Origin of the sequence: Actinomadura rugatobispora (genome assembly GCF_042656285.1) — a bacterium.
Lineage (GTDB): Bacteria > Actinomycetota > Actinomycetes > Streptosporangiales > Streptosporangiaceae > Spirillospora > Spirillospora rugatobispora.
Genome location: NZ_JBHSON010000104.1, coordinates 14499 through 39040, shown reverse-complemented (window position 1 = coordinate 39040; position 24542 = coordinate 14499). Strand labels below are relative to the sequence as shown.

General features: G+C 72.0%; 25 protein-coding genes. 9 read left to right on the top strand and 16 right to left on the bottom strand.

What is annotated here, in order from left to right; all coding sequences use genetic code 11:
- On the bottom strand, positions 1-230 hold a 230-nt coding region (locus ACFPZN_RS46710), incomplete at its 3' end, for a hypothetical protein (RefSeq protein ID WP_378289876.1).
- A gap of 31 nt (positions 231-261) precedes the next feature.
- Positions 262-1089 (bottom strand): peptidoglycan-binding domain-containing protein, encoded by an 828-nt coding sequence (locus ACFPZN_RS46705; RefSeq protein ID WP_378289874.1) that lies wholly within the window; start codon positions 1087-1089, stop codon positions 262-264.
- Positions 1090-1689: 600 nt separating this feature from the next.
- Here ACFPZN_RS46705 and ACFPZN_RS46700 point away from each other — a divergent pair.
- Positions 1690-3312 (top strand): SpoIIE family protein phosphatase, encoded by a 1623-nt coding sequence (locus ACFPZN_RS46700; protein WP_378289872.1) that lies wholly within the window; start codon positions 1690-1692, stop codon positions 3310-3312.
- Positions 3309-4448 (top strand): cobalamin B12-binding domain-containing protein, encoded by a 1140-nt coding sequence (locus tag ACFPZN_RS46695; protein WP_378289870.1) that lies wholly within the window; start codon positions 3309-3311, stop codon positions 4446-4448. Before ACFPZN_RS46700 ends, ACFPZN_RS46695 begins: the two co-directional genes overlap by 4 nt.
- A gap of 21 nt (positions 4449-4469) precedes the next feature.
- On the opposite strand, the gene ACFPZN_RS46690 is transcribed toward ACFPZN_RS46695, so the two are convergent.
- From ACFPZN_RS46690 to ACFPZN_RS46650, 10 genes are all read right to left on the bottom strand, one after another.
- On the bottom strand, positions 4470-5390 hold the full coding sequence (locus tag ACFPZN_RS46690) for a hypothetical protein (RefSeq protein WP_378289867.1): 921 nt from the start codon (positions 5388-5390) through the stop codon (positions 4470-4472).
- A gap of 438 nt (positions 5391-5828) precedes the next feature.
- Complete coding sequence (locus ACFPZN_RS46685; RefSeq protein WP_378289865.1) at positions 5829-6701, bottom strand: hypothetical protein; 873 nt, start codon at positions 6699-6701, stop codon at positions 5829-5831.
- Positions 6702-6823: 122 nt separating this feature from the next.
- Positions 6824-8086 carry an MFS transporter gene (locus ACFPZN_RS46680; protein ID WP_378289863.1) on the bottom strand — a complete coding sequence of 421 codons (1263 nt, stop codon included), beginning with the start codon at positions 8084-8086 and terminating at the stop codon, positions 6824-6826.
- Entirely contained in the window at positions 8083-9258 is a 1176-nt protein-coding gene (locus ACFPZN_RS46675; RefSeq protein WP_378289861.1) for a PLP-dependent cysteine synthase family protein, read from the bottom strand. The genes ACFPZN_RS46680 and ACFPZN_RS46675 overlap by 4 nt, the downstream gene beginning before the upstream one ends.
- Before the next feature lie 158 nt (positions 9259-9416).
- Complete coding sequence (locus tag ACFPZN_RS46670) at positions 9417-9875, bottom strand: hypothetical protein (RefSeq protein ID WP_378289859.1); 459 nt, start codon at positions 9873-9875, stop codon at positions 9417-9419.
- Between the two features lie 46 nt (positions 9876-9921).
- Positions 9922-10161, bottom strand: a complete 240-nt coding sequence (locus ACFPZN_RS46665; protein ID WP_378289857.1) for a hypothetical protein — start codon at positions 10159-10161, stop codon at positions 9922-9924.
- A gap of 47 nt (positions 10162-10208) precedes the next feature.
- On the bottom strand, positions 10209-10514 hold the full coding sequence (locus ACFPZN_RS56845) for a hypothetical protein (RefSeq protein ID WP_464043827.1): 306 nt from the start codon (positions 10512-10514) through the stop codon (positions 10209-10211).
- 62 nt (positions 10515-10576) lie between these two features.
- A complete protein-coding gene (locus tag ACFPZN_RS46660) occupies positions 10577-10729 on the bottom strand; it encodes a hypothetical protein (RefSeq protein ID WP_378289855.1) in 153 nt (50 codons plus the stop codon).
- Positions 10730-10818: 89 nt separating this feature from the next.
- Positions 10819-12111 carry a L,D-transpeptidase gene (locus tag ACFPZN_RS46655; protein ID WP_378289852.1) on the bottom strand — a complete coding sequence of 431 codons (1293 nt, stop codon included), beginning with the start codon at positions 12109-12111 and terminating at the stop codon, positions 10819-10821.
- Positions 12112-12258: 147 nt separating this feature from the next.
- Positions 12259-12636 carry a hypothetical protein gene (locus tag ACFPZN_RS46650; RefSeq protein WP_378289850.1) on the bottom strand — a complete coding sequence of 126 codons (378 nt, stop codon included), beginning with the start codon at positions 12634-12636 and terminating at the stop codon, positions 12259-12261.
- A 386-nt stretch (positions 12637-13022) separates the two neighbouring features.
- Between ACFPZN_RS46650 and ACFPZN_RS46645 the strand changes: the two genes are divergently transcribed.
- The 4 genes from ACFPZN_RS46645 (at position 13023) to ACFPZN_RS46630 (ending at position 15782) form a co-directional block, all read left to right on the top strand.
- Positions 13023-13403, top strand: coding sequence for a BlaI/MecI/CopY family transcriptional regulator (locus ACFPZN_RS46645; protein WP_378289848.1), 381 nt, complete (start codon positions 13023-13025; stop codon positions 13401-13403).
- Positions 13400-14341 carry a M56 family metallopeptidase gene (locus tag ACFPZN_RS46640; protein WP_378289846.1) on the top strand — a complete coding sequence of 314 codons (942 nt, stop codon included), beginning with the start codon at positions 13400-13402 and terminating at the stop codon, positions 14339-14341. Before ACFPZN_RS46645 ends, ACFPZN_RS46640 begins: the two co-directional genes overlap by 4 nt.
- Positions 14342-14434: 93 nt before the next feature.
- Positions 14435-15163, top strand: a complete 729-nt coding sequence (locus ACFPZN_RS46635; protein WP_378289844.1) for a DsbA family protein — start codon at positions 14435-14437, stop codon at positions 15161-15163.
- Positions 15144-15782 (top strand): vitamin K epoxide reductase family protein, encoded by a 639-nt coding sequence (locus tag ACFPZN_RS46630; protein ID WP_378289842.1) that lies wholly within the window; start codon positions 15144-15146, stop codon positions 15780-15782. The genes ACFPZN_RS46635 and ACFPZN_RS46630 overlap by 20 nt, the downstream gene beginning before the upstream one ends.
- A gap of 41 nt (positions 15783-15823) precedes the next feature.
- Here the strand turns inward: ACFPZN_RS46630 and ACFPZN_RS46625 are convergent, their stop codons facing one another.
- Positions 15824-16432, bottom strand: a complete 609-nt coding sequence (locus tag ACFPZN_RS46625) for a methyltransferase family protein (RefSeq protein WP_378289840.1) — start codon at positions 16430-16432, stop codon at positions 15824-15826.
- Between the two features lie 137 nt (positions 16433-16569).
- Entirely contained in the window at positions 16570-16956 is a 387-nt protein-coding gene (locus ACFPZN_RS46620) for an ArsR/SmtB family transcription factor (RefSeq protein WP_378289838.1), read from the bottom strand.
- Positions 16957-17147: 191 nt separating this feature from the next.
- Between ACFPZN_RS46620 and ACFPZN_RS46615 the strand changes: the two genes are divergently transcribed.
- The gene (locus tag ACFPZN_RS46615; protein WP_378289836.1) at positions 17148-18578 is read left to right on the top strand and encodes a phenylacetate--CoA ligase family protein; all 1431 of its coding nucleotides are present in this window, start codon (positions 17148-17150) and stop codon (positions 18576-18578) included.
- A gap of 17 nt (positions 18579-18595) precedes the next feature.
- Here the strand turns inward: ACFPZN_RS46615 and ACFPZN_RS46610 are convergent, their stop codons facing one another.
- Both ACFPZN_RS46610 and ACFPZN_RS46605 read right to left on the bottom strand, forming a co-directional pair.
- On the bottom strand, positions 18596-20764 hold the full coding sequence (locus tag ACFPZN_RS46610) for a serine/threonine-protein kinase (protein ID WP_378289834.1): 2169 nt from the start codon (positions 20762-20764) through the stop codon (positions 18596-18598).
- Positions 20761-22848, bottom strand: coding sequence for a protein kinase domain-containing protein (locus ACFPZN_RS46605; RefSeq protein ID WP_378289832.1), 2088 nt, complete (start codon positions 22846-22848; stop codon positions 20761-20763). Before ACFPZN_RS46605 ends, ACFPZN_RS46610 begins: the two co-directional genes overlap by 4 nt.
- 550 nt (positions 22849-23398) lie before the next feature.
- On the opposite strand from ACFPZN_RS46605, the gene ACFPZN_RS46600 reads away from it, so the two are divergent.
- Complete coding sequence (locus ACFPZN_RS46600; RefSeq protein WP_378289830.1) at positions 23399-23971, top strand: MauE/DoxX family redox-associated membrane protein; 573 nt, start codon at positions 23399-23401, stop codon at positions 23969-23971.
- Entirely contained in the window at positions 23968-24534 is a 567-nt protein-coding gene (locus ACFPZN_RS46595) for a TlpA family protein disulfide reductase (protein WP_378289828.1), read from the top strand. The genes ACFPZN_RS46600 and ACFPZN_RS46595 overlap by 4 nt, the downstream gene beginning before the upstream one ends.
- Positions 24535-24542: the final 8 nt, after the last annotated feature.

The following is a 24542-nucleotide window of genomic DNA, read 5'->3' as shown; positions in this document are numbered from 1 at the left end:
CCGTTGCCGGCGCCTTTGAAGTCGTAGCAGGAGGGTTGGGTGGTGCCGTAGTCGGCGACCGAGCCGGTGAAGTCGGAGATCGATCCCTGGTTGTCGCTGTTGAAGTAGTAGCAGAACTCGCCGCTGTCGCACACGCCGTCACGGTTCGCGGCCGAGGCGGGCGATGTGAGGGCGAACGCCGCTCCGCCGAGCGCCATCGTGGCGGTGAGGATCCTGGTGAACCGTCTCATTTGTTCTCCTTCTGTCGTGCGGGAGCCGGGGTCAGCCGAGCTGGTACTCCTCCCAGGTACGGATGGTCACCTTCGGGCCGTCGTCCGGGTTACGGCCGGCGAGCCCGTCCAGGCCGAGGTAGTAGTCGCCGATCTGGTGCTGCGCCTGGCCGGAGAGGTCGGTGTCGCTGATGGCGACGGCGTGGATGTGCCACGGCCAGTCGCCCTGATCGGGGGTGCGCACCCACGCCGCGAAGCCGACCCGCCGCAGCGCGCGGGCCGCCGCGGTACGGGTGGCGGCGTTCATCCCCTGGACCGAGATGTCGACGGTGCCGCCGCCGTCATGGGTGCCCGCGGACGTGGGGTCGCCGCCGGGGTTGTACGACCCCTGCTCCAGCACGAGGTCGCGGCCGAGCAGCCGCTTCGCCTCGGCCAGCATGCTCCGCGTGCGGGTGTTGATGACGAAGCCGCCGGTGGACACCCGGGCACCCGGTTCGATGACGCGGGTGACCGTGAAGCGGCCGGCTCCGAGCCTGGTGAGCGACGTCTTCCCCGGCAGGCCGTTGGCGCCGAGACCGGTGAAGCCGAGCGACTTCTGGTACTTGGCGAAGGCGGCGACCGTCGTGGTGCCGAAGTAGCCGTCCACCCACTTCGCGTCGAGCAGGCGGCGGTCGCGCAGCGCCTGCTCCACCAGGAGCACGCTGGCCTCGGCCCCCGGGGTCAGCGTGTCGTCGGCCCGCCGCGGATCGATCTGGGCCGCCTTGACGGTGGCCTCCATGTCCACACTCGGAAGGGCTTCGGCCGCCTGCGCCGCCGATCCGGTCAGGGAAGCGAGGAGGACGACGGCCGCGAGGGCAGCGGCACGCGAGGGTAGTTTCATCGAGTCTCCCGGACGCGGGCGCTAGGGGGAGCGAAGCCCGCGGCGGACTCCACCGTCACGGACAGCCCCCGCGACCACAAGAAGATCGGTGTTGTCAGCCTGTTCCCGAACACGCGATCTGACAGCTGACCGGCGCCCGTCCGCGCGCAGGGCGAGCCACGGCGGACCTGACGGGCCGAGGACGAGGCCCGGTCGCTCCAGGGGGCCGCCGGGGTCATTCGAGCATGGTCGTGACCGGCGGACGGCAGGCCGATGATCGCCGCAAGAAGAGTCCAGGTGTGTAGAGACCTGCATCAGTGGGGACGGTCACCGAATACCCGTGAGTACGGTGCCGCCCAGCGGTGGCGCCGACGACCTGGGCTCTCGAAGATCGGCGACGGACTCTCGGCAGCGCGGGGCGCAGCCTGGCCTGGCCGGCAGGACGACGACATCGCCCATCCGGCAGGCCGGGAATGAAGATCCGAGCCGCCGGCCCCCCGTTGACCGCCCCGCAGGGCGGTTGGTCCAGATTCTGGGGCGGGCTCCGGATTCGGGAACGAAAGTGCTCTTGGAGGTTGTGGCGTGACGGAACCGGCTCCGTGCGAAGGCGGCGCACGGGACGTGCTCGATACGGTGCTGCGATCCGCTCCCTGCGCGGTTCTGACCGTCGACCCGTCCGGGGGCGTCGTTCAGCTCAACGACGCTGCGCGTCTGCTGCTGGGCGTGCCGCCGGACGGGCCGCTGACCGGGGCCGTGCCGGGCTGGCTGGCCGAGGCCCAGCGATCACTCGACGCTCCTTCCGCGGCCGCGCGAGCCGATCTCCCCGGTACGGGCGACGGAGGGCGGCGAACGGGCGCGGTCGCCCAGGGGCCGATCGGTGACCGTGTCTTCGAGGCCCATTCGGTGCCGGACGGCAGGGCGGCGGGGACACCGGCGGCCACGATCTGGTGGCTGGTCGATGTGACCGAGCGGGAGCGGACGGCGTTCCTCGCCGAGGCGTCCGACGAGCTGCTGGCATCGCTCAACCTGGTGCGCTGCATGGAGGTGACCGCGCGGCTGGCCGCCCGTTACCTGGCCGACGCGGCCGTGGTGATCGTCCCGCACTCCGGGCGGGGCCACCCGGTCGCCTACTGCGGGCCCGACGGGCAGGTCGATCATCAGGAACTGCTCGTCGACCCGGCGGAGGTCGAGGGGCTGGCCGACGCGATGCGGGGCTTTCCACCGGTGCCCCCGCGCTGGATCGATCCACGCGCCGCTCCCGCCTGGATCGCGCGTCCGGCGCCGGAGAGACCCGCCGCGATGGTCGTGGTCGCGCTCCCAGGCCACGGTGTCTCGGCCGGGGCGCTGGTGCTGCTGCGCCGGTCCGGCCGGGAGGCGTTCCCCGCGGGGGAGGAGCCGACCGTCCGGCTCTTCGCGGCCCGTGCCGGCGCGGTGCTGTCGGCCGCTCGCCTGTACGCCGAGCAGGCGTCCATCACCGCGACCTTGATGGACGACCTGCTGCCGCCCCGCACGCACGAACTGGACGGGGTGGAGCTGGCGGCGCGCTACCGGCCGGCCGGTGACGAGGACCTGATCGGAGGCGACTTCTACGACGTGTACCCCGCCGACCCGCAGGATCCCGACGCCGGGTCGCTGGTGGTCCTGGGCGACGTGTGCGGCAAGGGCCTGGAGGCCGCGGTGCTGACCGGCAAGATCCGCAACACGCTGCGGGCTCTGCTGCCGATGGCGGGCGACCACCGGCGCGTGCTGGAACTGCTCAACGGGGCCCTGCTGCACAGCGACGCGACGAGGTTCGTCACGCTGGTGCTGGCCTCGGCCCGCGGGCAGGACGCGCGGGTGCGGCTGCGGCTGACCAGCGCCGGACACGCCGCCCCCCTGATCCTCCGGGCCGACGGGACGGTCGAGACGGTTCCGACCGGCGGCTCGCTGATCGGCGTGCTCGAGGACATCCATTCGACGACCGCGGACGTGACGCTCGAGCCCACGGACACCTGCCTCCTGTACACCGACGGCATCACCGAGGCCGTCGGCGGGCCGCTGGGCGGGGAGGTGTTCGGTGACGAGCGGCTGTGCGCCGGGCTGCGCCGGTGCGGCGGCATGCACCCGCAGGCCCTGGTGGAGCGGGTGCACATGCTCGCCGCCGACTGGGTCGGAGCCGGCCGGCACGACGACATGGCGGTGATCGCGATCACCGCTCCCCGGGGTGACCGGCTCGGCGCCGCCGGGGGAGGGGGCATCGCATGACCGGCCCGTCCGGTGGGAGGGCCGGGGCAGGCCCCTGGATCGACGCGCTCTGGCCCGCCGTCATCGCGGGGGACGAGTACGCCGCCACCGGCCTCGCGATGTCGGCGCTGGACGACGGTACGGACCCCGAGGACCTGCTGCTGGAGGTCATCGCACCGCTGCAGGCCCGGGTCGGGCACGAGTGGGCGGCCGACCGGATCTCCGTCGCGCAGGAGCACAGCGCCACGGCCGTCAACGAACGCGTGATCGGTGCGGTCGCGCGGCATCCGGCCGTCCCGCGACGGCGGGAGGCGCGGGAGCGACCCGGCCGGATCGCGGTGGCCTGCATCGACGGCGAGTGGCACGCCCTGCCGGCCCGGCTCGTGGCCGAGGTGCTGCGGCTGCGCGGCTGGCAGGTCGACTACCTCGGCGCCCAGGTGCCGACCCGGCATCTGATCTCCCACGTGCACCGCAACGCCCCGGTCGCGGTGGCGCTGTCGTCGTCGATCGCCACCCGGCTGCCGGCCGCGCACGCGGCCATCACCGCCTGCCAGGCGACCGGCACCCCGGTCCTGGTCGGCGGCGCCGCCTGGGGCCACGACGGCCGCTACGCCGCCCTGCTGGGCGCCGACATGTGGGCGCCCGACGCCCGCACCGCCGCCGACCGGCTGGCGGACGACCCGCTGCCCAGGCCGCCGCCCGTCCACCGGATGATCGATGACCTGCCGCATCTGGCCGACCAGTCCTACGCCCACGTCACCAGGACCGCTCCCCAGCTGATCCGGCACGTGCTGAGCGGGCTGCGGTCGCGCTTCCCGGCGATGGCCGGCTACACCGACGAGCAGCGGGACCGGACGGCCGAGGACATCTCCCACATCGTCGAGTTCTTCGGCACGGCCCTGTACTTGGACGATCCCGACCTGTTCACCGGATTCATGACGTGGACCGTCGGCATCCTCACCGCCCGCGACGTCCCCGCGCAGAGCCTCCTGCCGGTGCTGGACCTGCTCTTCGATCAGGTCGCCGACTATCCGCGTGCCGCCGACCTGCTCACGCGCGCCCAGGCTGCGGTGAGAGAACGGCTCCCGGACGATGCCCTCGGCCGCGCGCCGGGACCGGGCCCCGACGGGCCCCGCACTTGGCAACCCGGCCCCTGATACGATCGGCCGCTCCCGGCGTCACCCGTCCTCCGGCTCCGGGTGTCTTTTCAGAAGGTCGGCGGCGGGGGTCCGGTAGGGGGCGAGGGTCTGCAGGATGTCCCGGGTGTTCTCGATCCTGTCCTCGTTGATGGTGAAATGGCCCGCGTCGACCATGGCGTCCTCCCCGTCATTCCCGGGAATGACCACGCCGACGATGCCGCCCTTGTCGGTGACCAGGGCACGGTCACCGGTCAGGCATTTCTGGTCCAGCGGCGACACATCGTCCCGGATGACCACGTCCAGCAGGATTCCCGCGTCCAGTTGCTCCCGCAGGACCCCGAGCATGGCGCCGTCGAGCTCCGAATTCGACAGCACCAGGATCCGGTGCAGCGTCAGGCCGCCGCCCGTGACCGCGGACCGTTCCGCCGCGAGATAGGTGGTGTCGCGGCCGGTCCACCAGTAATCGTTGCCGGTCGCGCTGAGGGCGGTCATCTTCGTCAGCTCGGGCAGGATTCCGGGACGGAATTCCTGGCGGCGCCCGAGCGGCGACTGGCCGTTGGCGAGGTCGCGCATGTCCTCGGTGAACGCTCGCTGCCGCGCCTCGCGCAGTTTCAGCAGGATCGCGCTGTTGCGGTCGTCGATACGGATCCACTGCTCGGCGATCTCGCGGACGAACGCCTGGCACTCGGCGGGGGCGTCGGCCAGCGACTTGGTGATCGCCAGCGCGGCGGAGATCTCCGTGAGCTGGTTCTGGTCGTGGTGGATGCTCTCCTCGCGGCGGAAGAAGGCATCGACGACCAGGGTGAGGATGACGCCGGCGAGAGTGACGAGCAGGGCGAGCCGCCCGGTGGTGCCTCCCAGTCCGGCCACGACGGTCAGGGCTCCGAGCGCGACCGAAAGCAGCCCGCCGAAGACGAGTCGCCCGCGCTGCCACGGAACCGCCGGCTTCCGTTCCGCCACGACATCGACTCCTCGCTGCTCAGGCGCTCATGAAAAGGTCCCGATTGATCATTTGGGGCGGGTCCATTGCCGAGCGTTAACCGCACCAACGGGTCGCATGGCAGCATTTCAGGACCTAGGCCCTGAAGTCTGTGCTCTCTGCCACATTGATCCCGTTGGGGATCACCGATGCCCGCCGTCCGCAAGGCGGTCGCAGAAGGTGAGAAATCCCGAAAGATCGGATGTGAGCGGGCCCAGGGCGCTTTTGCCGCGTACTGCTCGCGGAGAGACTCGGACGCGGCCGCGCTCGAACTGGGCTGAAAGCGACTTCCCAGTCGACCAGGAGAGGCCGATACGGGTCAGCACGTCACGGCGGCGCCGCGGTGACGTCCCAGACACAGGCAGCCTGGCGGGCACGGTGGTGGGCGGCCGGTCCCGCAGCAGAACGATTGAGGTCGTCTACCTGGTGACGTCAAGTTCGGTGTACATGCCGGCCGCGTAGTGGCCCGGCAGGTTGCAGATCAGCTCGTAACGTCCGGGGGCGAGGCGCAGGGTGGTCCATCCGGCCGTGCCGGGGGCGATGCCCATCGGCCCTGCCCCGGCGCCACAGGTACGCGACGCCTCCCCGAGGCTGCCGGTCTCGGCGACCGTGTCGCCGGTGCCGAAGGGACGCTGCCCGGCGTGTTGACCGGTCGGCAAGGGCATCACCAACACCTCATGGGGCCACGCGCCGGTGTTGTACGCCCGCAGCGACACGGTGCCCTCCCGGACCTGGGTTGGGACGGCGGAGAGGCGCATCATGCCGCGCATCGGCCAGAGCCGTCCCCCTGGAAACCGACCCGTCAGCGGGCCTGGACCGTGCCGGGTGCCCATCATGGCGCCCATGTCGGTCAGGTCCACGTTCACCACCGAACCAGCGAGCGCAGGTGCCCGGCATTCGCCGCTGTAGGCCGCGCCCAGGCGCGCCGCGTCCGGTGGCCCGCCGTTTCGCCCACCCAAGGTGCCGGCGAGCGCGGCCGTTGAGGCCGTCCCCAGCACCAGGGCGGCCGCCGTCCCGGCCGCCAGCCGTCCCCAGTGGTGGCCGGTCGGGTTCACTGGCGTGTCCCGTACGTGGTGCCGCTCGTACTCGTCGGCGCCGATCTCGCCACGCGCGAACCGCTCCGCCAGTACCTCCTCTTGCCTCGACGGCCCGCTGTTCCCCTCCGGCCTCCTGGGGCGCCGGGCGCCGCCGGTGCGGCGGACCAGAACGAAGGCCCCGGCGATGATCAGCCCCCAGAACAGGGCCATGATCACACCCATGCCCAGCCAGTGACCGGGACTGCCCCACATCATCACCGCCCCCTCGGGGTGAGTGTTCGTCCAGGTGCTGTCAGTATCCGCCCCCGACAGCCGGGCCGGTAGAGCCGTTCGGCCCTGGGACCTGCGACAACGGTCGGTTACGGAATCCCAGGTGGTCATCCCACCGGGGAGCGTTCGCGCCGGCCGCGGGCTTCCGGTGCGGTCAGGCGGACCCGATGGTCCAGGGCGCGTACGGCCGTCGCGGAGAGTCCGCCGATGGCCATCAGCACCAGCCAGGGCAGCATCGGAAGGCCGATGCTGCGGGACAGGTCCATGGCGCTTCCGGCGACCAGGTTGCCGATCAGGATGCCGACGCCGGACAGCAGGTTGTAGAGGCCGTAGTAGGTGCCGAGGAGCCGACCGGGTCCCAGAGTGGTGATCAGGGCCATCTCGAAGGGGAACACCAGCATGGTCCCCAGGCCCAGCAGGGCCGCGCTCACCAGAATGGGCGCGAGCTGCCACCTCCCGCCCGGAGCCTGCGTGCTCACCAGCGCCAACGGCAGGAACGCGACGGCCATGACGGCCAGGCCCCGGGTTATGGCCTGGCCCGGCGACCAGCGGGCTCTGCACCATTCGGTGAGACGGACCTGGCCGGCCAGCGCGAGGGCCGCCTGTACGGCGAAGACGGCCACCACTCCGCCCTGGCCCGCGGTGAGACGTTCCACCTCAAGGGGAAGCCCCAGGTAGACCTGGAAGGACAGGGCGTAGGAGGCGAACATCGCCGCCGCGAAGCCCATGAAGGGGCGATTGCCGATCGCCTGCCTCCAGTCGGTCAGCAGGGGCTGGGCCGGGCCCGCCGCCGTCCCCCTCCGGGCCGGCAGGTACGTCACCTGCAGGACGGTCAGGACGGCGAAGATCGCGCCGGCGGCCAGGCAGACGACACGGAAGTCGACCCCCAGCAGGGCGATGCCGATGATCGGGCCGATCAGGATGCCGAGTTGGTAGAAGACGTTGAAGACCGCGAACGCCTCCACCTCGCGGTCGGCGGCTTCGCGGGCGATGTAGGCCCGCGCGGCGGGATTGAACAGGGCGCCGGCCAGGCCCGTGATGGCGGCGGCCGCGATCAGTGCCGGAAGCGCCGTGGAGAAGGCGAACAGCGCGAATCCGATGACGCGCAGGCCGCACCCGGCGATGATCATGCTGCGGTAGCCGATCCGGTCGGCGAGCGTGCCGCCGATGAGGAACATGCCCTGCTGGCTGAAGTTGCGGATTCCCAGGATCAACCCGACCAGCCAGGTCGCCAGGCCCGCCGTTCCGGCCAGGTGGGCGGCCAGGTAGGGCATGAGCATGTAGAAGCCGATGTTGATGCCGACCTGGTTGACCAGCAGCAGCCGGACGGGACGGGAGAAGGAGCGCGCCTGGCGGAGGGTCCTGATCACGACAGGGCCTCCTGAGGTGCCCTGCCCTTCCGCGGGTCGCTGATGGCGGCGGCGGATATGGTCCGGCAGCGGGTCCATCGTTCGACTTCGCGGTCGTCCGGGCGATCGATCTCATCGGGCTGTTCGTCCGGGCGGACGCCGAGTATGCCGTGCTGGACGCAGTAGTCGTCGCTGTAGACGGTGTCGAAGTAGCGGTAAGGGCCGTCCGGGAAGACGGCGGCGATGCGGGTGTCCGGTGGCAGTGTGCGGCTCAGCCAGGAGGCGACCAGGGCCACCGCCCCCACGCTCCAGCCGCCGGTGGCGTAGTGGCGCTCGGCCAGCCGGCGGCATGCCCAGACGGCCTCTCCGGGGGCGACCCAGTGCACTTCGTCGAACGCGTCGTGGTCGACGTTCGCCGGAAGGATGCTGCTGCCGAGTCCGCGCATCAGCCGCGACCGGGCGGGCTGTCCGAAGATGGTGGAGCCGATGGTGTCGACGCCCACCAGCCGCAGTTCCGGGTAGAGCCTGCGCAGGACGCGCGTTATCCCGGCGCTGTGCCCGCCGGTGCCCACGCTGCACACCAGAACCTGCAGGGGGCCGAGCTGGCCGGCGAGTTCGAGGGCGAGCCCGTGATAGGCGGCGACGTTGTCGGGGTTGCTGTACTGGTCGGGGCAGTAGGCGGACGGGTGGGCCGCGAGCAACTCCGCGACGCGCTCGCGCCGCGCCTGCTGCCACCCGCCCTCGGGATGCGGTTCGCGCACCATCGACACCCGGGCGCCGTAGGCGTGCAGCAAGCGCCGCATCAGCGGTTCCATGCCCGGGTCGGTGACGACCGTGACGGGATGGCGGTAGCGGATTCCGGCCAGGGCCAGGCCGAAGCCGAGGGTGCCGCTGGTCGACTCGATGATCGGTGCGCCCTCGGCCAGGACGCCGCGGCGGCGGGCCTGCGCGATCATGTGGAGGGCGGGACGATCCTTGATCCCTCCGGGGTTGCCGCCTTCGAGCTTGGCCCAGAAGCCGTGGCCGGTGGCGTGGCCCGGTTCGGACGAGCCGGCCCACAGCTGGGGAATCCAGACGACCGGAGTCTGCCCGACGGTCCCGACCATGGAAGGGCAGATGGGCGCGGGGCCGAATCCGGCGGTGAGTCGCTGGTCGCTGTCGATAACGCTTGAGGACGTGCTGGTGCGGTCCACGATGACCTCTTCACGGGTAGCTGCTGAGACCTCCCTTTCCGTCTGCGGTCGATTCCCGGCGCGCTGAGGTGCCCGGCTCATGACGGGCATGGCCGGTACACGGCTTCACGCCATCACGCCAGGAAGGCAGGCTGGAACGACTCGACCGCGGGGAGCCGTCATGTCCGCGATATGCAGACCCGATGCAGCAGGTCGACGCCATGGCCGGTCGTGGGCCGGGTCATGGGTGACAGGAAGGGCGGCCGTCGCCCGTCGGCAGGGGCCAGGAAGGCGGTCGCCGAGGACACCGGTACCGGCACGCTGATCGGCAGGTCCTCTGACACGGGCGTGCCACGTGTGCTCAGGCAGTCGGCATGATCCGCATGACGCCCATCGGAGGACCGGTTCGGCTCCGCGGCTGCTTTGGTTTCCGCTTCCGTGCCGCCGGCCAGGGGACCCGCCGCCGGCCCGGCCGGTAGATCGGCCCGGGCGTGATCGAAGGAGTCCGAGCGATGTTCCTGGACCTGGTGCTGGTGCAGGCACAGGCCCACGTGCACGCTCATGACCGCGATCAGCAGCACGCGCAGCGCGACGAACGCACGCGCCTGTGGCGTAAGGAGACGAGGTGCCGCGGTCACCCGGACCACGCTACATCACATCACGTAGTCGATCGGTAACGTGTTGTCACTCGATCGGCTTGTCGCCGCCCTGCTCGTCCGAGTCCCCGCCACCGGACCTGAACTGACGTACGGTCGTGATCACCAGACCGATGGCCACCCCAGCGACGGCGCCCAGCAGGCCGGTCCCGATCGCGCTGTCCGCGGGCTCGTAGTCGTTGCCGAGCGCGCCCCAGGCGGCGCCCGCGCAGCTGCCGAGGATCAAGCCGATCAGCCATTCCCGCCCGCGTAGCCGGGGATCACGCATTCCTCACCCCATCGCCCGCCCGTCACGGGCGTCTCCAGGAACCTGGTCTAGAACACCGAGATGTGATTGTGGTCCATGTGGTTCTGGGTGATGCTGCCGCGGTCGGACATCGTCGTCCAGCCGGGGCTGCGCATGTCATAGATCCGCTGCCGCCAGATCACGTACTTGATGCCCAGCCGGGAGGCGGATCGTTGGGATCGGCGCCGGACAACATCTGCACCGAGGGGTCCACGCCGTTGCTCATGTACTGCGAGGCGGCCAGTTGCGCGACCACCGCCCGCGCCTCGGCCAGTTCGGTGCTGAGGCCGCGCGACCTCTCCAGTGCGTGCTTCGCGTCCAGGCGGGCGTCCCACGGGCCTTCCTCCTTCGGATCATTGGCTGGACGGGCCTGGGGCTCGGGTTCTGGGACGGCGTCTCAGGCGCGTTCGTCGTGGGAGGGCTCTGCCGGGTCCACGAGCCGTTCTCGCTTCCGCTCCTTGCGTTCGCTGCGGAGCAGGGCCCGTCCGGCGAGGAGGAACAGGCCCGCCAGCGCGATGATCTGCAGAATCGCCGCGGCGTCCGCCGCCATCTCGCCCTCCCGGTATCTTCTACGTTGTGTAGAAGGTACCTGGTGCCGCCGACCGGTGCGGGACGGCCCCGGTGATCGTGAGCCGCGGGCTAGGCGACGGCGCTGCCCTTCCTCCAGGAATCCCACGGGAGCTGCCAGAACGACCAGCCGTTGTTCCACTCAAGCTTGCGACGTGAGCCCGCGATGTACACGACGTCGCCCGGCTGGGCCGTCCGGAAGAACCAGAGGGCGTCCCTGGGATGCTGCCGGACGCAACCGTGACTGCAGTTGGCCTTGCCCAGGCAGTGGTACTCGCCCGCGCTCTGATGCAGGTACTCCCCGCTGTTGGAGATGCGGACGGCGTAGTTGATCAGCTCGTCGTAGTAGCCGGGGTCGCCCTCCCTGCGACCGGGCGCGATCATGCGCACCGGATCGCCCTTCTCCATCGTCAGATGGACGCCGCTGGTGGTGGTGTACTCCATCGTGGTGCCGTTGCCCGCGCTGATCGGCACCGACCGGGCCCTTCTGCCGTCGACGCTGACGAGCATCCTGTACTTCTTCAGGTTGATCCTGCTGATCCGGGCGGCCCCGATGTCGATGGTGCGCGTGAAGTCCCTGAGCCCGTAGACGCCCTTGGCCGCCCGTACCCCGGCCATGTGCGCCGTGACGGTCACCTTCTGGTGCGCGGGCCAGTAGGTCTTCGTCCGGTAGATCACCTGCCGGTCGCCGACCCACCGCCAGGCGCCCTCCACGGGCTTCTCGGCCTTCACCTCCAGGGCCTTCTCCACCAGTCCCTTGTTGAAGACGGGCCGGTCGAAGTTCAGGATGATCGGCGTTCCGACGCCGTAGGTCCTCCCCTGGTTGCCCTCGAGGATCCAGTCCAGCGAGGTGGAGATCGTCCGGGCCGGTTTCAGCGTCCTGAAGCCGCTGCCCGCCGTCGCGGTCTTGCCGGCGGCGTTCCTGGCCGTCGCGGTCACGGTGTACGACGTGGCGGGGGCCAGCGTCCATCGTGATCGCCACACGGTCCGCGCGGCGTTGAAGGACCCGGCGACGCTCCTGCCGCCCGCTCTCACGACGACGGTGCCGAGCTCGCCGTTGGCCGCCTTGATCACGACTCCACGGTCGGGGCGGGCCCTGGCGGCCCCGTCGGCCGGGCTGATCGTCAGGACAGGGTCGGTCGTGCTGCGTTGGGCGGCCCGTTCGTCGGCGGGGGTGACGGCCTGGGAGCCCGTCTGGCAGGCGGCGAGCAGGAGCACGGAGCAGGCCAGCACGGCTCTGCTCGAGCGAGTCCGGTCGAAGACGCGCAACGGTTCTACCTCGGGGGAGGGCCCGATCGCGGACGGCTTTGCCCGCCCGGACGGGCTGATGTGCGGGATGGGGTCGCGAGCGGGGGGTTTGGGCATCGCCCCATCACTCAGGGCATGGACGAATCCGGCCCAGAGGCGCGTAGGCAATACTTCTACACATCGTAGAAGAAAGGGATGGGGGTGCGCAGCCAAAAGATCACTATGGGTATCGGTCGGCTGTCACCGTGGCGGCGTTCGCCTGCCTTACTGGACGGATCGCGCGCTCTGAACGCGGCCGCCCAGCCGTCCGCGTGCCGATTCCAGCGACCGCGGAGTCGAGACGAGGACCCAGCGCGGCCCGACCAGATAGGTGCCGCCGTACATCGCGGAGTGCCGCAGCCACTCCCGCTGCCCCTTCTCGTCGTCGAAGGTGTTGATGACGTACCGGCCCGAAGCGGTGGTGCAGATCGCCTGCCGGTAGTCGGACGGCCTGCCGCGCGTCTGCGGGGTGCAGCCCATCCTCGCGGCGAGGCCGCGCATTCCCGCCTCGGCCGAGGAAAAGGTCAGAGCGCTGCTGGAGGCCGCTGTGGGGGAGGGCGCGCCGGACGTCCCCTCCGAGCAACCGCCGACCGACACCAGCACGGCCGCCCCTCCCAGCGTGAAAAGGGCGCGCCTCGTTCCGGAGGCGATGGAACGCGCGCACCGGACTGCGGCGGCTTGAGGGGAGGGTCGGCCATCCTGACGCGGGACTGTCATCGTCGCACCTCGACGCGGCGTTGGGGGCACGTCTTCTACAGCGTGTCGAAGGTCGATACGCGCCGCGCGCGGCGAGGGTTCAGCCGACTCGGCGACACCCATGCCATGGCGTTGGAGGCCGCTCGGTCGAAGGACACCAATTTTCTACATACTGTAGAAGTTAGGTGTCCGGTTGGCGTAGAACACTCGGGAAGAGGCGGCGCCGGTCGAGGCGGGCAGCGGGCTGCGAAGCCTTGGTTCAGGAGCTTTTCAGGTGGTCAGGGTGGTGAAGCATGCGGCTCGGTGAGCTCGAACGCGCGGTGATGAACGAGCTGTGGGTGCGGCCCGATGGCGCGCTGGCGCGGGAAGTGGCCGAGTCGCTGCCCTCGCGACCGGCTGTCACGACGGTTCTCACCATCCTTGACCGGCTGGTCCGCAAGGGCCTGGTGACGCGGGAGCGGGAAGGACGCGCGCACCGCTACCACCCCTCGCGCACCAAGGACGCGCACGTCGCCGGCCTCATGCACGAGGCGTTCGCCGGGGCGGGAGATCGCGAGTCGGCGCTGAGCCACTTTCTCGACTCGGTCAGCGACGAGGACGTCGCCGCGCTGAGACGAGCGCTCAGCGCGTTGGAGGATCGCGATCCCGGCACCGATCGGGAACGACCGCGATGATGGTGAAGCCGCTGCTCGTGGCCGTCGGCTTCACCGGGCTGGCCATCGTGCTGCTCGGACCGGTCCCGTCCGTGCTGGCGAAGGCCGCCTGGACCGAACGCGGCCCGAAGGCCGCGCTGGTCCTCTGGCAGGCGGTGATCTGCACCGCCGGGCTGTCAGTGGTGATCGCGTTCCTGGCACTGGCGGTCGCGCCGCTGGCGGCCACGTTCCGGCACGGAGTCCACGTGTTCGCCGTCCAGGCTCTGGACGGCGACCCGCTGCGCGGGCTCGGGACGGAGGAGGTCGCGGCCCTGGCCTGGGCGCTGGCCGTCGTCGGCTGGCTGCTGGGCCTGCTGGTGCGCACCGCCACGCAGAACGCCCGGTTGCGGCGCAGGCACCGCGGCCAGATCGACCTGCTGGGGAAGCGCTCCGATCGCCACCGCGGCGTGTACGTCCTCGATCACCCGGCGGCGGTCGCCTACTGCCTGCCCGGCGTCCGCGCCCGGGTGGTGATCACCACCGGACTGATCGATCTCCTCGACGAACGGGAACTCGTCGCGGTACTCGATCACGAACGGGCGCACGCGCGCGGGCGGCACCACCTGGTGCTGCTCCCGTTCGACGCGCTGGCCGCCGCCATCCCCCGCCTGCCCGCGGGGCGCCTCGCCCGGCAGTGCGCCGTACGGCTGGTCGAGATGCTGGCCGACGACCACGCACGGAGCCGCCACGGCGGACCGCGTGTCGCCGTCGCCCTCCTGCGCCTGGTGGAGCACCGAGCCGACTCCGGGCCGCTGCCCGCCGGCGCACTGGGCGCCACCGATCACGCGGTCCTCGCACGGGTTCGCCGGTTGACCGAGCCGGTGCGGCCGGTCCCCGCCTGGCAGCGCGCGCTCGCCTACGCGGGCGCCCTGACCATGGTGGCCGCGCCGATGGCCCTTCTGGTCCCGTGCCTGAACTGAGCGCCGAAGAAGCCGAACCCGCGCAGCGTGCGCCGCAGACCACGATCACCAGGCCGTCAGGCCGTTCATCTTCGTCACGTCAGGGAGGTCGGGGTGTCGAAAGCCCGGGAGACGAGCAGCGACCGCAGAGCGGAGTTGCGGGAGCGGCGTGACAGGGAGCGCCGTCAGGTGGCCCGGCGCCGCAATCTCACCGTCTCGGCCGCGGTCGTCGCGGCCTTCGCGGTGGTCGCCGCCGCCTTCGTGGTCTTCGCCGGCCGGGGCGAGGACACGGCCGGACCCGCCGCGGGCGAGTCCCGGTACGTGCGGGCCGACAGCCACAAGCTGTCCACCGCGGCGGACGGCAAAGTGACCCTGGTGGAGTTCCTGGACTTCGAGTGCGAGGCGTGCCGGGCCTTCTACCCGATCGTGGAGGAACTGCGCACCACTTACAACGGCAAGGTGACCTTCGTGGCCCGCTACTTCCCGCTGCCCGGCCACTTCAACGCCGAGCGCGCCGCCCGCGCGGTCGAGGCGTCCGCCCAGCAGGGCAGGTTCGAGGCGATGTACACGAAGATGTACGAGACCCAGAGCCAGTGGGGCGAGCAGCGAGTGCCCGCCGACGATGTCTTCCGCGGCTTCGCCAAGGACCTCGGCCTGAACATGACCGCCTGGGAGAAGTCCTACAACGCCCCCGCCACCCTGAACCGGGTCAACAAGGACGTCGCGGACGGCCGGGCCCTCGACGTTCAGGGGACACCGACCTTCTTCCTCAACGGCAAGAAGGTCCAGCCGCAGTCGATCGACGACTTCAAGAAGGCCATCGATGCGGCCCTCGACAGCTGAACCGCCGACCCGGCAGGAGGAGGGCGGTCCCCCCGGCCCCGCTCCGTTCGCGCGGATGCTGCCGTGGCTGCTGCTGGTCGGAGGCGCGGCAGGACTGCTGGCCGCCTTCGTCCTGGCAGTAGAGAAGATCGCCCTGCTCAAGGACCCCGGCCACGTCCCCAGTTGCAGCATCAACCCGGTGTTCTCCTGCGGCTCGGTGATGAACACCCCCCAGGCCGAGGCGTTCGGCTTCCCCAACCCGCTCCTGGGGGTCGCGGCCTTCGCGATGGTGGTCGTGGCCGCGACGGCCATGCTCGCCGGGACGCTCCGGGCCCGGTGGTGGTGGCTCGGCCTGCAGGCCGGCGTCACCTTCGGCCTGCTCTTCGTCCACTGGCTGATCTACCAGAGCCTCTACGCCATCGGAGCGCTCTGCCCGTACTGCATGGTCGTCTGGGCGGTCACCGTGCCGCTGTTCTGGTACGTCACCCTCCACAACCTCGACCAGGGACACCTGCCGGGACCGCGCCGCGTCGTCGACGCGGTCACCGGTCTGCACGCCGTCCCGCTCGTCGTCTGGTTCCTCACGATCATCACCCTGATCGGCACCCGGTTCTGGTCGTACTGGACCACCTTGCTGTAAGCCGGTGCGCCTGGCGGGTGTCCGTCCGGGGAGCGATGGCCTCAGGCGCGGTGGTGGCGGCCGACGCCTGGCAGGAACCGGCCGACGGCCGCCGCGTAGCGGTGGTAGTCCTCGCCGTGGACGCGTCGCAGATAGGGCTCCTCGACCGCGCGGACCTGCACCTCGATGGTGGTGACGGTGAGGACCAGGGCCGATATCGAGACGGCGTTGGGCACCATGGCGGCCAGGCCCGCCGCGGTGAGGATCATGGCGGTGAAGACGGGGTTGCGGGCCAGGGCGAAGGCTCCGGTGGTGACCAGGGCGGTCCGTTCGTTCTCGTCGACTCCGACGCGCCAGGAGGCGCCCATCGAGATCTGCGCCGCCAGTGTGGCGGCCACGCCCGACAGGGCCAGCAGCAGTCCGGCACCACGCACGAGCGGGTCGTCCAGGGAGGCGAGCGGGTTCAAGCCCGCCAACTCGGCGAGCGGACCGATCGCCCCGCCGAGCAGTGCGGCGATGAAGGTGATGCGAGCCCACCACTGCACGCTGCCCGGGGCCAGGCCCGCACCGCGGAATCCGGAGTCGCCGGTGCGCCGTCGTTGCACGAGGCTGCGCAGTCCGAAGGCCAGCAGGCCCCACACGAGGTAGATGATCAGCGCGGTCAGCGCCATGACGTCCTCCGGAAGGTGTCGTGGGACGAGGCACAGGAAGCCGGCCCGAACGCCACGAGCGCGCCGGATCAGGCGAGGGGCCCGGCGCTGATCGCGAGGGGCCGGTGGACGGCCCTAGGCGGTCCGGGTGGTCATGGTCAGCAGCAGCCCTGCTCCTCGGCGTCGGGGCAGGTGCGGTCTGTGGCCACCGCGACCACGGCGGCGCGGAGGTCGTCCAGGGCGTGGCCGAGGCGGGCGTCGGCCAGTTCGTAGCGGACTCGGCGGCCCTCGGGCACGGCCACCACCAGGCCGCAGTCACGCAGGCACGCGAGGTGGTTCGACAGCCGGGTGCGGGAGATCTCCAGCGCGTCGGCCAGGTCGGCGGGGTGGACCGTCCCGCGCTCGCGCAGCACCAGCAGGATGCGGCAGCGGATCGGGTCGGCCAGCGCCCGGCCGAACCGGGTGAGGGCCTCCACCTCGGTCGCCAGGCCACCGGGCGCACCCAGGGTCAGGTCGGGAGTCGCATCGGGGGAAACGTTCGGCATGGACACCACGATACATGCATGCTTGAATTCACGAAATCCTGAACTATTGGAGATCTCGCCGTGCCCTGTCATCGTTCGTTGCGCCCCCGCACCGCCGTCGCGCGCCGTCCACACCGCCCAGGCGCCCCCGCGCCGGGCGCGCAGCCCGGCACCACCACGGCCGTCGGCGTGGTGGGCCGGGAGGCACGGCGGTGACGCTCGCAGCAAAGCCGTCGGCCGTGCGGGTACTGGCCGACGCCTGGACGGCCAAGCGGCGCGGCGAGCGGGCCATGTCCGAGCGGCAGCGGGCCCGGCTTGCCGCGCTCGTCGCGCACACCCGCACCCGTTCGCCCTACTACCGCCGCCTCTACCAGGAGCAGGGCGTGCCCGCCGAAGTCGGCGACCTGGCCGCTCTGCCGATCACCGGCAAGAGCGCGCTGATGGATGCCTTCGACGACTGGGTCACCGACCCCGCCGTCCTCCTGGACGAGGCCCGCGCTTTCGCCGACGACCCCGAGATGATCGGCCGTCCCTTCGCCGACCGCTACACGCTGACCACCACCTCCGGCACCACCGGCACGCACGGCATCTTCCTGCAGGACGCCCGCGCGGCCGCGGTGACCGGCGCGATGATGGCGCGCATGCTGACCGGCTGGCTGACCGTCCGGGACGCGGCCCGAATCGCGGCCCGGGGCGGGCGGATGGCGCTCGTCGTGCCCGAAGGCGGGCACTTCGCCTCCACGGTGGCGGCCGCCCGGCTGCGGGGCCGCTCACGTGTCGCCGCTTTGAGCGTGCACCAGCCGCTGGAGGAACTGGTCGAGGCGCTGAACGCCTTCCGGCCGGCGGTGCTCGCGCCCTACGCCAGCGTCGGCGCGCTGCTGGCCACGGCGGCCGAGGCAGGGCGGCTGCGCATCGATCCCGCCCTGGTCATCTTGACCGCCGAGGGCCTGCCGGTGCCCGAGTATGAACGCATCAGCCGCGCCCTGGGCGGGGCGAAGGTGCGCACCAGCTGGGCCGCCAACGAATGCCCGTTCCTCAGCTACGGCTGCACCGCTGGCTGGCTGCACGTCAACGCCGACTGGGCCGTCGTCGAACCGGTCGACGAGCACTACCGGCCGGTGCCGCCGGGCGAGCCGTCCCACACCGTGCTGCTGACCAACCTGGCCAACCACCTCCAGCCGATCCTGCGCTACGACCTGGGCGACGCCGTGGTGGTGCGTCCGGATCCGTGCCCGTGCGGCAACCCAGGCCCCGCCCTACGCGTTCAGGGCCGCGCCGCCGACCTGCTCACCTTCCCCGGCCCGAACGGCGCGCCGGTCACCCTTGCCCCGCTGCCTCTGGCCACGCTGCTGGAGGCGGTACCCGGCCTGGAGCTGTTCCAGATCGTCCAGACCAACCCCACCACGCTGCGGCTTCGACTGCTCCCGGCGCCCGGCACCGACCACGAGGCCCTGTGGCGCACCACCCAGACCCGGCTCAGCGAGTTGCTGGCCCGCCACCGCCTCGGCCATGTGCGGGTCGAACGCGCGGCGGAGCCGCCGCAGTACGGCACGGGCGGCAAGATACGCGCCGTCATCCCCATCGCCGGCCCCGCGACCAAGGCCGGCATGGTCGGCCCGGAAGGCACATGTCCGCCGGTGTGACCTGGGAGCCGCCCAACTCAGGGGAGGCGGAAGGCGAGGAGGGTTTTGTCCTGGGCGGCCACGAGGGTGCGGTCGCGGGTGTTGAGCGCCCATTGCTTGGTCGGTGCGGAGGTGGAGGCGGGGTGGTTCCAGACGAGCTCGCCCGTCTCGGCGTCCCAGCCGTAGAGTCCCGCGCCCGTGGTGCCGGTCACGCCGGTGCAGATCATTCCGCCGGCGGCGATCAGCGGGGCGGTGCGGGCCGCGGGCGTGTTGACGGACCAGACCCGGCGGCCGGTGCGGGCGTCGAGCGCGATGAGCCGCGGGTTGTCGAGGATGTAGGCGTACTTCCCGCTGACCAGGAGGCTCCGTTCCTGCCCGCCGGGCGAAGTCGGTGTGTACGTCCACCGCTCCCGGCCGGTGGACGCGTCCAGGGCGTACAAGGTCGGGCTGCCGGTGTAGACCGTCCCGCCGGCCACGGTGAAGCTCTGCGAGAGCTGCGTCTCGCCGTGGGGCTTCGCCGCGGCCTTGGGAAGTTCGGCGGTCCAGAGCCTGCGGCCGGTATCGGCGGCCAGCGCGTCGAGCCTGACGCCCGACGGGTTCTGGAAGATCAGGTTCCCGCCGCCCTCGGGGACGAGGGTCAGGCTCCCGTCCGGATCGGACCAGCGGAGCGCGCCCGTCGCGGTGTCGAGCCCGATGAGCAGGCTCGTCGCCCCCAGGTTGCCGATCGCGACGAGGGTGCGGTTCGTGATCCCGTAGAGGAAGACGAGGGACGGCGTGGAGGGCCACTCGTGGGCCCAGGCCTGCATGCCGGTGGCGGCGTCCAGTCCGAAGATGGTGCGGTTCCGGCCGACGAGGACGAGCTTTCCGTGGTCCGGCCCGAGCAGCTCGGGGTTGGAGACCCCGCCGACCACGTCGCTGGTCCACCTGACCTGGTGGGACTCTTCCATGGCGACCAGCCCCTCGCCGTCGTCCAGAACCCCGTAGACCAGGCTCGGTCCGGTGGCCGCCATGGAGAACTCGCTGGACCACAGCTGCCGCCCGGTGTCGAGCGAGTGCCAGCGGTACACCTGTCCCTCGTCGTGGGAGACGACCGTCCGGGAGAGGACCTCGGCGGTGAAGGCCCGGCCGCCGAAGTCGTCGATCGTCGTCCGCCACAGCGGCTTCGGCGGGGCGGGCCTGCGTCCGGCCCCGCCGTTGGCCGCGGCCAGCGCCGCGGCCGTCCCGCCGCCGATGACGGCGAGTCCCGCGGCGGCGGCACCGCCGAGCAGCAGCCGCCGGCGGGTGCGGGCCTTGGTGATCTCCCGCAGATCCAGGATGAGCGTGTCCTCCCGCCGCCGCAGCTCCTCGCCGAGGGTGCCCGGAAGCCAGCCGGGGGCCACCGGCTCGGCCGCCAGCAGTGACGGCAGCAGGTCGGCGGGCGGGCGTTCACCGGGGGCGCGGCTCAGGCAGGCGGCCACCATCCGCTCCAGGGACGCCGGTACGCCGTTCAGATCGGGCGCCTCGTGCAGGGTCCGGTGAATGACCGCGGCCAGCTCGTCCCGGCCGAACGGGGGACGACCGGTGGCGGCGAAGGCCAGCACGGCCCCGAAGGCGAACACGTCGGCGGACGCGGCGAGCGTCCCGCCGCGGATCTGCTCGGGGGACATGTAGCCGGGGGAGCCGATGATCTGCCCCTCGGAGGTGAGCGCCCGCGTGGGCCCGTGGGCGGACGCGTCAGGGTCGGCGGCCTTGCTGATGCCGAAGTCGATGACCCGGGGCCCGTCCTTGGCCAGCAGGATGTTGGCCGGTTTGAGGTCGCGGTGCAGCAGCCCCGCCGCGTGGATCGCGATCAGCGCCTCGCCCAGCCCGGCGCCGAGCGTGCGCAGCAGCGGCTCGGGCATCGGCCCGTACCGTTCGACCGTCTCCTTCAGGCTGAGGCCGTTGACGTACGCGGTCGCCAGCCACGGGACGGCCCCGTCCGGCTCGGCCTCGACCACCGGGCTGGTGAACGCGCCGCTGACCCGCTGGGCGGCCTCGACCTCCGCCCGGAACCTGGCCCGGAACCCCGGGTCCCCGGCGAGCTCCGGCCGCACCACCTTGATCGCCACCGCTCGCCCGGCCGGGGACGCGCCCAGGTAGACCCGTCCCATGCCGCCCTCGCCCAGCCGTCGCAGCACCCGGTACCTGCCGATGCGGCCGGGGTTCCCGGACCCTGGCGGGGCCGTCACGCGTCTGTCCGGAAGCAGAGCAGCCGCTGATGGTCGGTCGCGAAGATCGACGAGCCGGACACGGCGACGTCCCACTCCTCGGCGCGGTGGACATCACCCCAGTGCGCCCACAGCCCCCGGCCGGAGGCCGTGGCGGCGAAGAGGCCGTTGGCCGAGCCGCCGCCGAACGCGGCCGCGAGGACGTCGTCCGACGCCGCGTCGTGCTGGTCGACGAACTTCTCCGGGCCGGCCAGCGTCCACGCGGGGGCCCCGGTCGCGCGGTCGTGGGCGTGCAGGTCGTCGCCCTTGAAGATCACGTTGCCGGCCGCGAACAGGACGGAGGGGAAGTGCGTGCCGGTGGTCCGCGACCACACCGCCTTCCCGCCGGCCGTGTCGACCGCCTGGAGTGTGTCGGCGAAGTTCCCGAAGACCCTGCCGCCGGCGACCGCGATGCCCTGGGTCGGCCAGTCCCGCCCGGGTTCGGACCAGTCGACGGCCCAGCGCGTGCGGCCGGTGGTGAGGTCGACGGCGCTGAGCGTGTGCTTGACGTTGAGGTACAGGCCGTTCTGGTCGACGGCGCCGTTGACGGCCGTGCCGGCGAGGGGGAGCCGCCACCGGGCCTTGCCGCCGGCGAGGTCCACGGCCCACACGGCCGGGGAGCCCTCGTCCGAGTACGTCCCCGATTCCAGCAGGACCGCGCCGCCGGCCACGCCGAAGACGGAACCGGGAAGCTCGCCGCCGGGCATCGGCAGATGCGTCGGCTCACCGGACGCCGCGTCGACCAGGGTGATCGTCGTCTTCTCGTCGGTGCCGCCGCCGTCCGGGAGGATGAACGCCGACCCGTGGACCGCGCAGCCCGCGCGCACGCGGACGTCCGCCGTCCACAGCCGCCGCCCCGACGCGGCGTCCACCCCGTACGTCGCGTCGTCGCCGCCCCACAGCACGACACCGCCCGCGACCAGCAGATGCGATGCGTCGGACGCGACGGGCGCGGGCGGGACGAAGGTCCACGCGGGCGCGGGCGCCGCGGCGAGGGCGGTCCCGCGGGGCGCGGGCTCGGCGGGCCTGGACCTCCCGCCCGCCAGGGCCCAGGCCGCCGTCCCCGCGCCGATACCGGTCACGGCGACCGCGGTGCCGGCGGCCAGCCCCAGGACGCGCCGCCGCCGCAGGCCGCCGGGGACCGTCTCCTCGATCCTCGGCAGCGGCGGCGGCAGCGTCACGGGTCCGGACGAGATCCGGTTCGCCTCGGCCTCCCTGGCCGCCAGGTCCCGGCGCAGGGCCGGGGAGATGAGCGCCGAAGGATCGGCGGGGGTCAGCGCCGCGAGCACGTCCGCGAGCGAAGGCCGCTCGGCCGGTTCCTTCTCCAGGCAGGCGGCCAGGGTGCTCCGCAGCGAGGCGGGCAGCCCGTCCAGGCCGGGTTCGCCGTACATGATCTCGTAGAGCAGCGCGCCCGGGTCGCCCTCGCCGAACGGCCGGGCTCCCGTGGCCGCGTAGACCAGCACGCCCCCCAGCGCGAACACGTCCGCCCGGGGCCCGGCGTCCTTGGCACCGGTGATCTGCTCGGGCGCCAGGTACGCCAGCGTGCCGATCATGCCGCCGGTACGGGTGATCTGCGTGGCGTCGACGACCTTGGCGACCCCGAAGTCGATGATCTTGGGGCCGTCCTCGGCCAGCAGGATGTTGCCGGGCTTGAGATCGCGGTGCACCAGCCCCGCCTCGTGGACGGCCTGCAGCGCCTCGGCGAGCCCCGCGCCCAGAGCGCGGACGGCGGGTTCGGGCAGCGCCCCGCCGTCCTGGACGGCCTCTTTCAGCGTGGGCGCGGGAACGAAGGCGGCGGCGAACCAGGGCTGGGGCGCGTCGGCGTCGGCGTCCAGCACGGGAGCCGTGTACAGGCCGCTGACCTTGCCCGCGGCGGCGATCTCGCGGCGGAACCGCTCCCGGAAGCCCGGGTCGTCGGCGGAGTCCGGCCGGATGAGCTTGAGGGCCGCCAGCCGGCCGCCCGGCGACCGGGCGAGGTAGACGACGCCCATCCCGCCCGCGCCGAGCCGGGCGAGGATCCGGTACCCGCCGACGCCGGAAGGATCCCCCGGCTGGAGTGGCCCCATCCCGCTCCCACCTCGACAGAACGAAACTGTCTATAAGACTATCGGACCTCCCTCGGCACATCCGCTCGACCCGAGGGCGTGCCCCCGCCCCACCACCCCCTGGAGCTGCGGCGGGGCGGGGGTGAAGCCGGTCTGAAGCCGTCTGGTGGTCCGATGGAGATCGGCTGACGCACGCGCCGCTGTGCGCGAGACCGGCGGCCGGTACCGCAGTGGTGGCTCGAGGGAGGCTGGAAAGCAATGATCAACAAGATCGAAAGGCTCGGCGACCGCCTGCTCAGCATGGTGGTCCCCCACGCGCGCGCGTCCGCCGAATGCACGTGCACGTACGTCGGGGACTGCGACGTCAGCCGTATCCGGTGGTACTGCTGCAGGTACACCCCGGCTGGTTCGAGTTGTTACTACGAGTGCAACTACCGCAACCCCTGTTGACATCGCTCGTCCGGGTGTTCGCCCGCGTGCGATGTCGCCCCGCGATGTCGGCCACCGGCTGGAGTCCGAGCGGTGAGTTCATGGCCCCGGCCGCCCTCGGCGGCTGCGGGGAGGGTCTGTGATGGGTTATGTGGTCCTGGGATGCCGGTGCGCGGTCGGGTTGGTGTTCCTGGCCTCGGTCGTGGGCAAACTGCGCGGTCGGAAGCCCTACGCCGCGTTCGTGGCGGCCGTCGGCAGGCTGGGCCCCGAGTGGGTGGTCTCCCGGGTTCCGGCGGGCGTCGTGGCCGGCGGTGTGATCGCTGCTGAGGCGGCCGTGCCGCTGCTGCTCGTGCCGCCCGGTACGGCGTGGGCGGGTTTCGTGTCCGCCGGCCTGCTGGCCTGCGCCTTCGCCGCGGTGGTCCTGGCCGCACTGCGACGCGGGGATCGCGCCCCCTGCCGATGCTTCGGAGGCTCGGACCGTCCGGTCGGCGGCGCGCATCTCGTCCGGAACGGTGTGCTGGCCGCTGCCGCCGGTCTCGGGCTGGCCGCCGACGCGGCCGCGGCCGGGCCGCTGGAGCCGGCGGGCGTCGCCGTCGCCGTGGTCGCCGGTGCGGTGGTCGCTCTCGCCGTGGTGACCGCCGACGACGTCGCGGACTTGTTCCGGCCCGTTGTCCCTGCCGATGCCGACCATGCTACGAAGGGAGCCGTGCGATGACGTCCGTCGCCGCCGCGCTGGCCTTTCTCGCTCTCGCGGTCTGCCTGCTGGATCTGGTTCTCACGCTCGGCGTGATCCGGAGGCTCCGCCGGCACACCGAGCTGATCTCGAACCTGTCCTCAGGCGGGCGGCGGCCCTACGCGATACTCGCCGAGGGGAAGGCCGCCGGGCCGTTCGAAACCGTCGCCACCACTGGAGAGCCGGTGTCCCGGGACGGCCTGTCCGGCCGGACGCTGGTCGGCGCCTTCACCCCGAACTGCTCCGCCTGCGATGAGAGGCTGCCCGCTTTCACCGACCTCGCGAAGACGTTCCCCGGCGGACGCCGCCAGGTGATCGCCGTCGTCGTGGGCCCGGAAGACGCGGCGGCGACCTACCGCGCGCGGCTGGAGCAGGTCGCCCGCGTCGTCATCGAACCGCCGCTGACCGGTGAGATCGGCACGGCACTCGGCTTGGAGTCCTTTCCCGCGTTCGCCGTCCTCGACGAATCCGGGACGGTGGTCAGCAGCGGCCTGGAGCCGGACCGATCGACCGGCGCCGCCTCACCCGCCACCAGCGGGGTGTGACCGCCGCT

Excerpts from the sequence above, each read along its gene's own strand:
- ACFPZN_RS46705 (WP_378289874.1), bottom strand. The coding sequence starts at position 1,089 with ATGAAACTACCCTCGCGTGCCGCTGCCCTCGCGGCCGTCGTCCTCCTC.
- ACFPZN_RS46695 (WP_378289870.1), top strand. The coding sequence starts at position 3,309 with ATGACCGGCCCGTCCGGTGGGAGGGCCGGGGCAGGCCCCTGGATCGAC.
- ACFPZN_RS46685 (WP_378289865.1), bottom strand. The coding sequence starts at position 6,701 with ATGATGTGGGGCAGTCCCGGTCACTGGCTGGGCATGGGTGTGATCATG.
- ACFPZN_RS46665 (WP_378289857.1), bottom strand. The coding sequence starts at position 10,161 with ATGCGTGATCCCCGGCTACGCGGGCGGGAATGGCTGATCGGCTTGATC.
- ACFPZN_RS46660 (WP_378289855.1), bottom strand. The coding sequence starts at position 10,729 with ATGGCGGCGGACGCCGCGGCGATTCTGCAGATCATCGCGCTGGCGGGC.
- ACFPZN_RS46655 (WP_378289852.1), bottom strand. The coding sequence starts at position 12,111 with ATGCCCAAACCCCCCGCTCGCGACCCCATCCCGCACATCAGCCCGTCC.
- ACFPZN_RS46645 (WP_378289848.1), top strand. The coding sequence starts at position 13,023 with ATGCGGCTCGGTGAGCTCGAACGCGCGGTGATGAACGAGCTGTGGGTG.
- ACFPZN_RS46640 (WP_378289846.1), top strand. The coding sequence starts at position 13,400 with ATGATGGTGAAGCCGCTGCTCGTGGCCGTCGGCTTCACCGGGCTGGCC.
- ACFPZN_RS46630 (WP_378289842.1), top strand. The coding sequence starts at position 15,144 with ATGCGGCCCTCGACAGCTGAACCGCCGACCCGGCAGGAGGAGGGCGGT.
- ACFPZN_RS46625 (WP_378289840.1), bottom strand. The coding sequence starts at position 16,432 with ATGGCGCTGACCGCGCTGATCATCTACCTCGTGTGGGGCCTGCTGGCC.
- ACFPZN_RS46620 (WP_378289838.1), bottom strand. The coding sequence starts at position 16,956 with ATGCCGAACGTTTCCCCCGATGCGACTCCCGACCTGACCCTGGGTGCG.
- ACFPZN_RS46605 (WP_378289832.1), bottom strand. The coding sequence starts at position 22,848 with ATGGGGCCACTCCAGCCGGGGGATCCTTCCGGCGTCGGCGGGTACCGG.
- ACFPZN_RS46600 (WP_378289830.1), top strand. The coding sequence starts at position 23,399 with ATGGGTTATGTGGTCCTGGGATGCCGGTGCGCGGTCGGGTTGGTGTTC.
- ACFPZN_RS46595 (WP_378289828.1), top strand. The coding sequence starts at position 23,968 with ATGACGTCCGTCGCCGCCGCGCTGGCCTTTCTCGCTCTCGCGGTCTGC.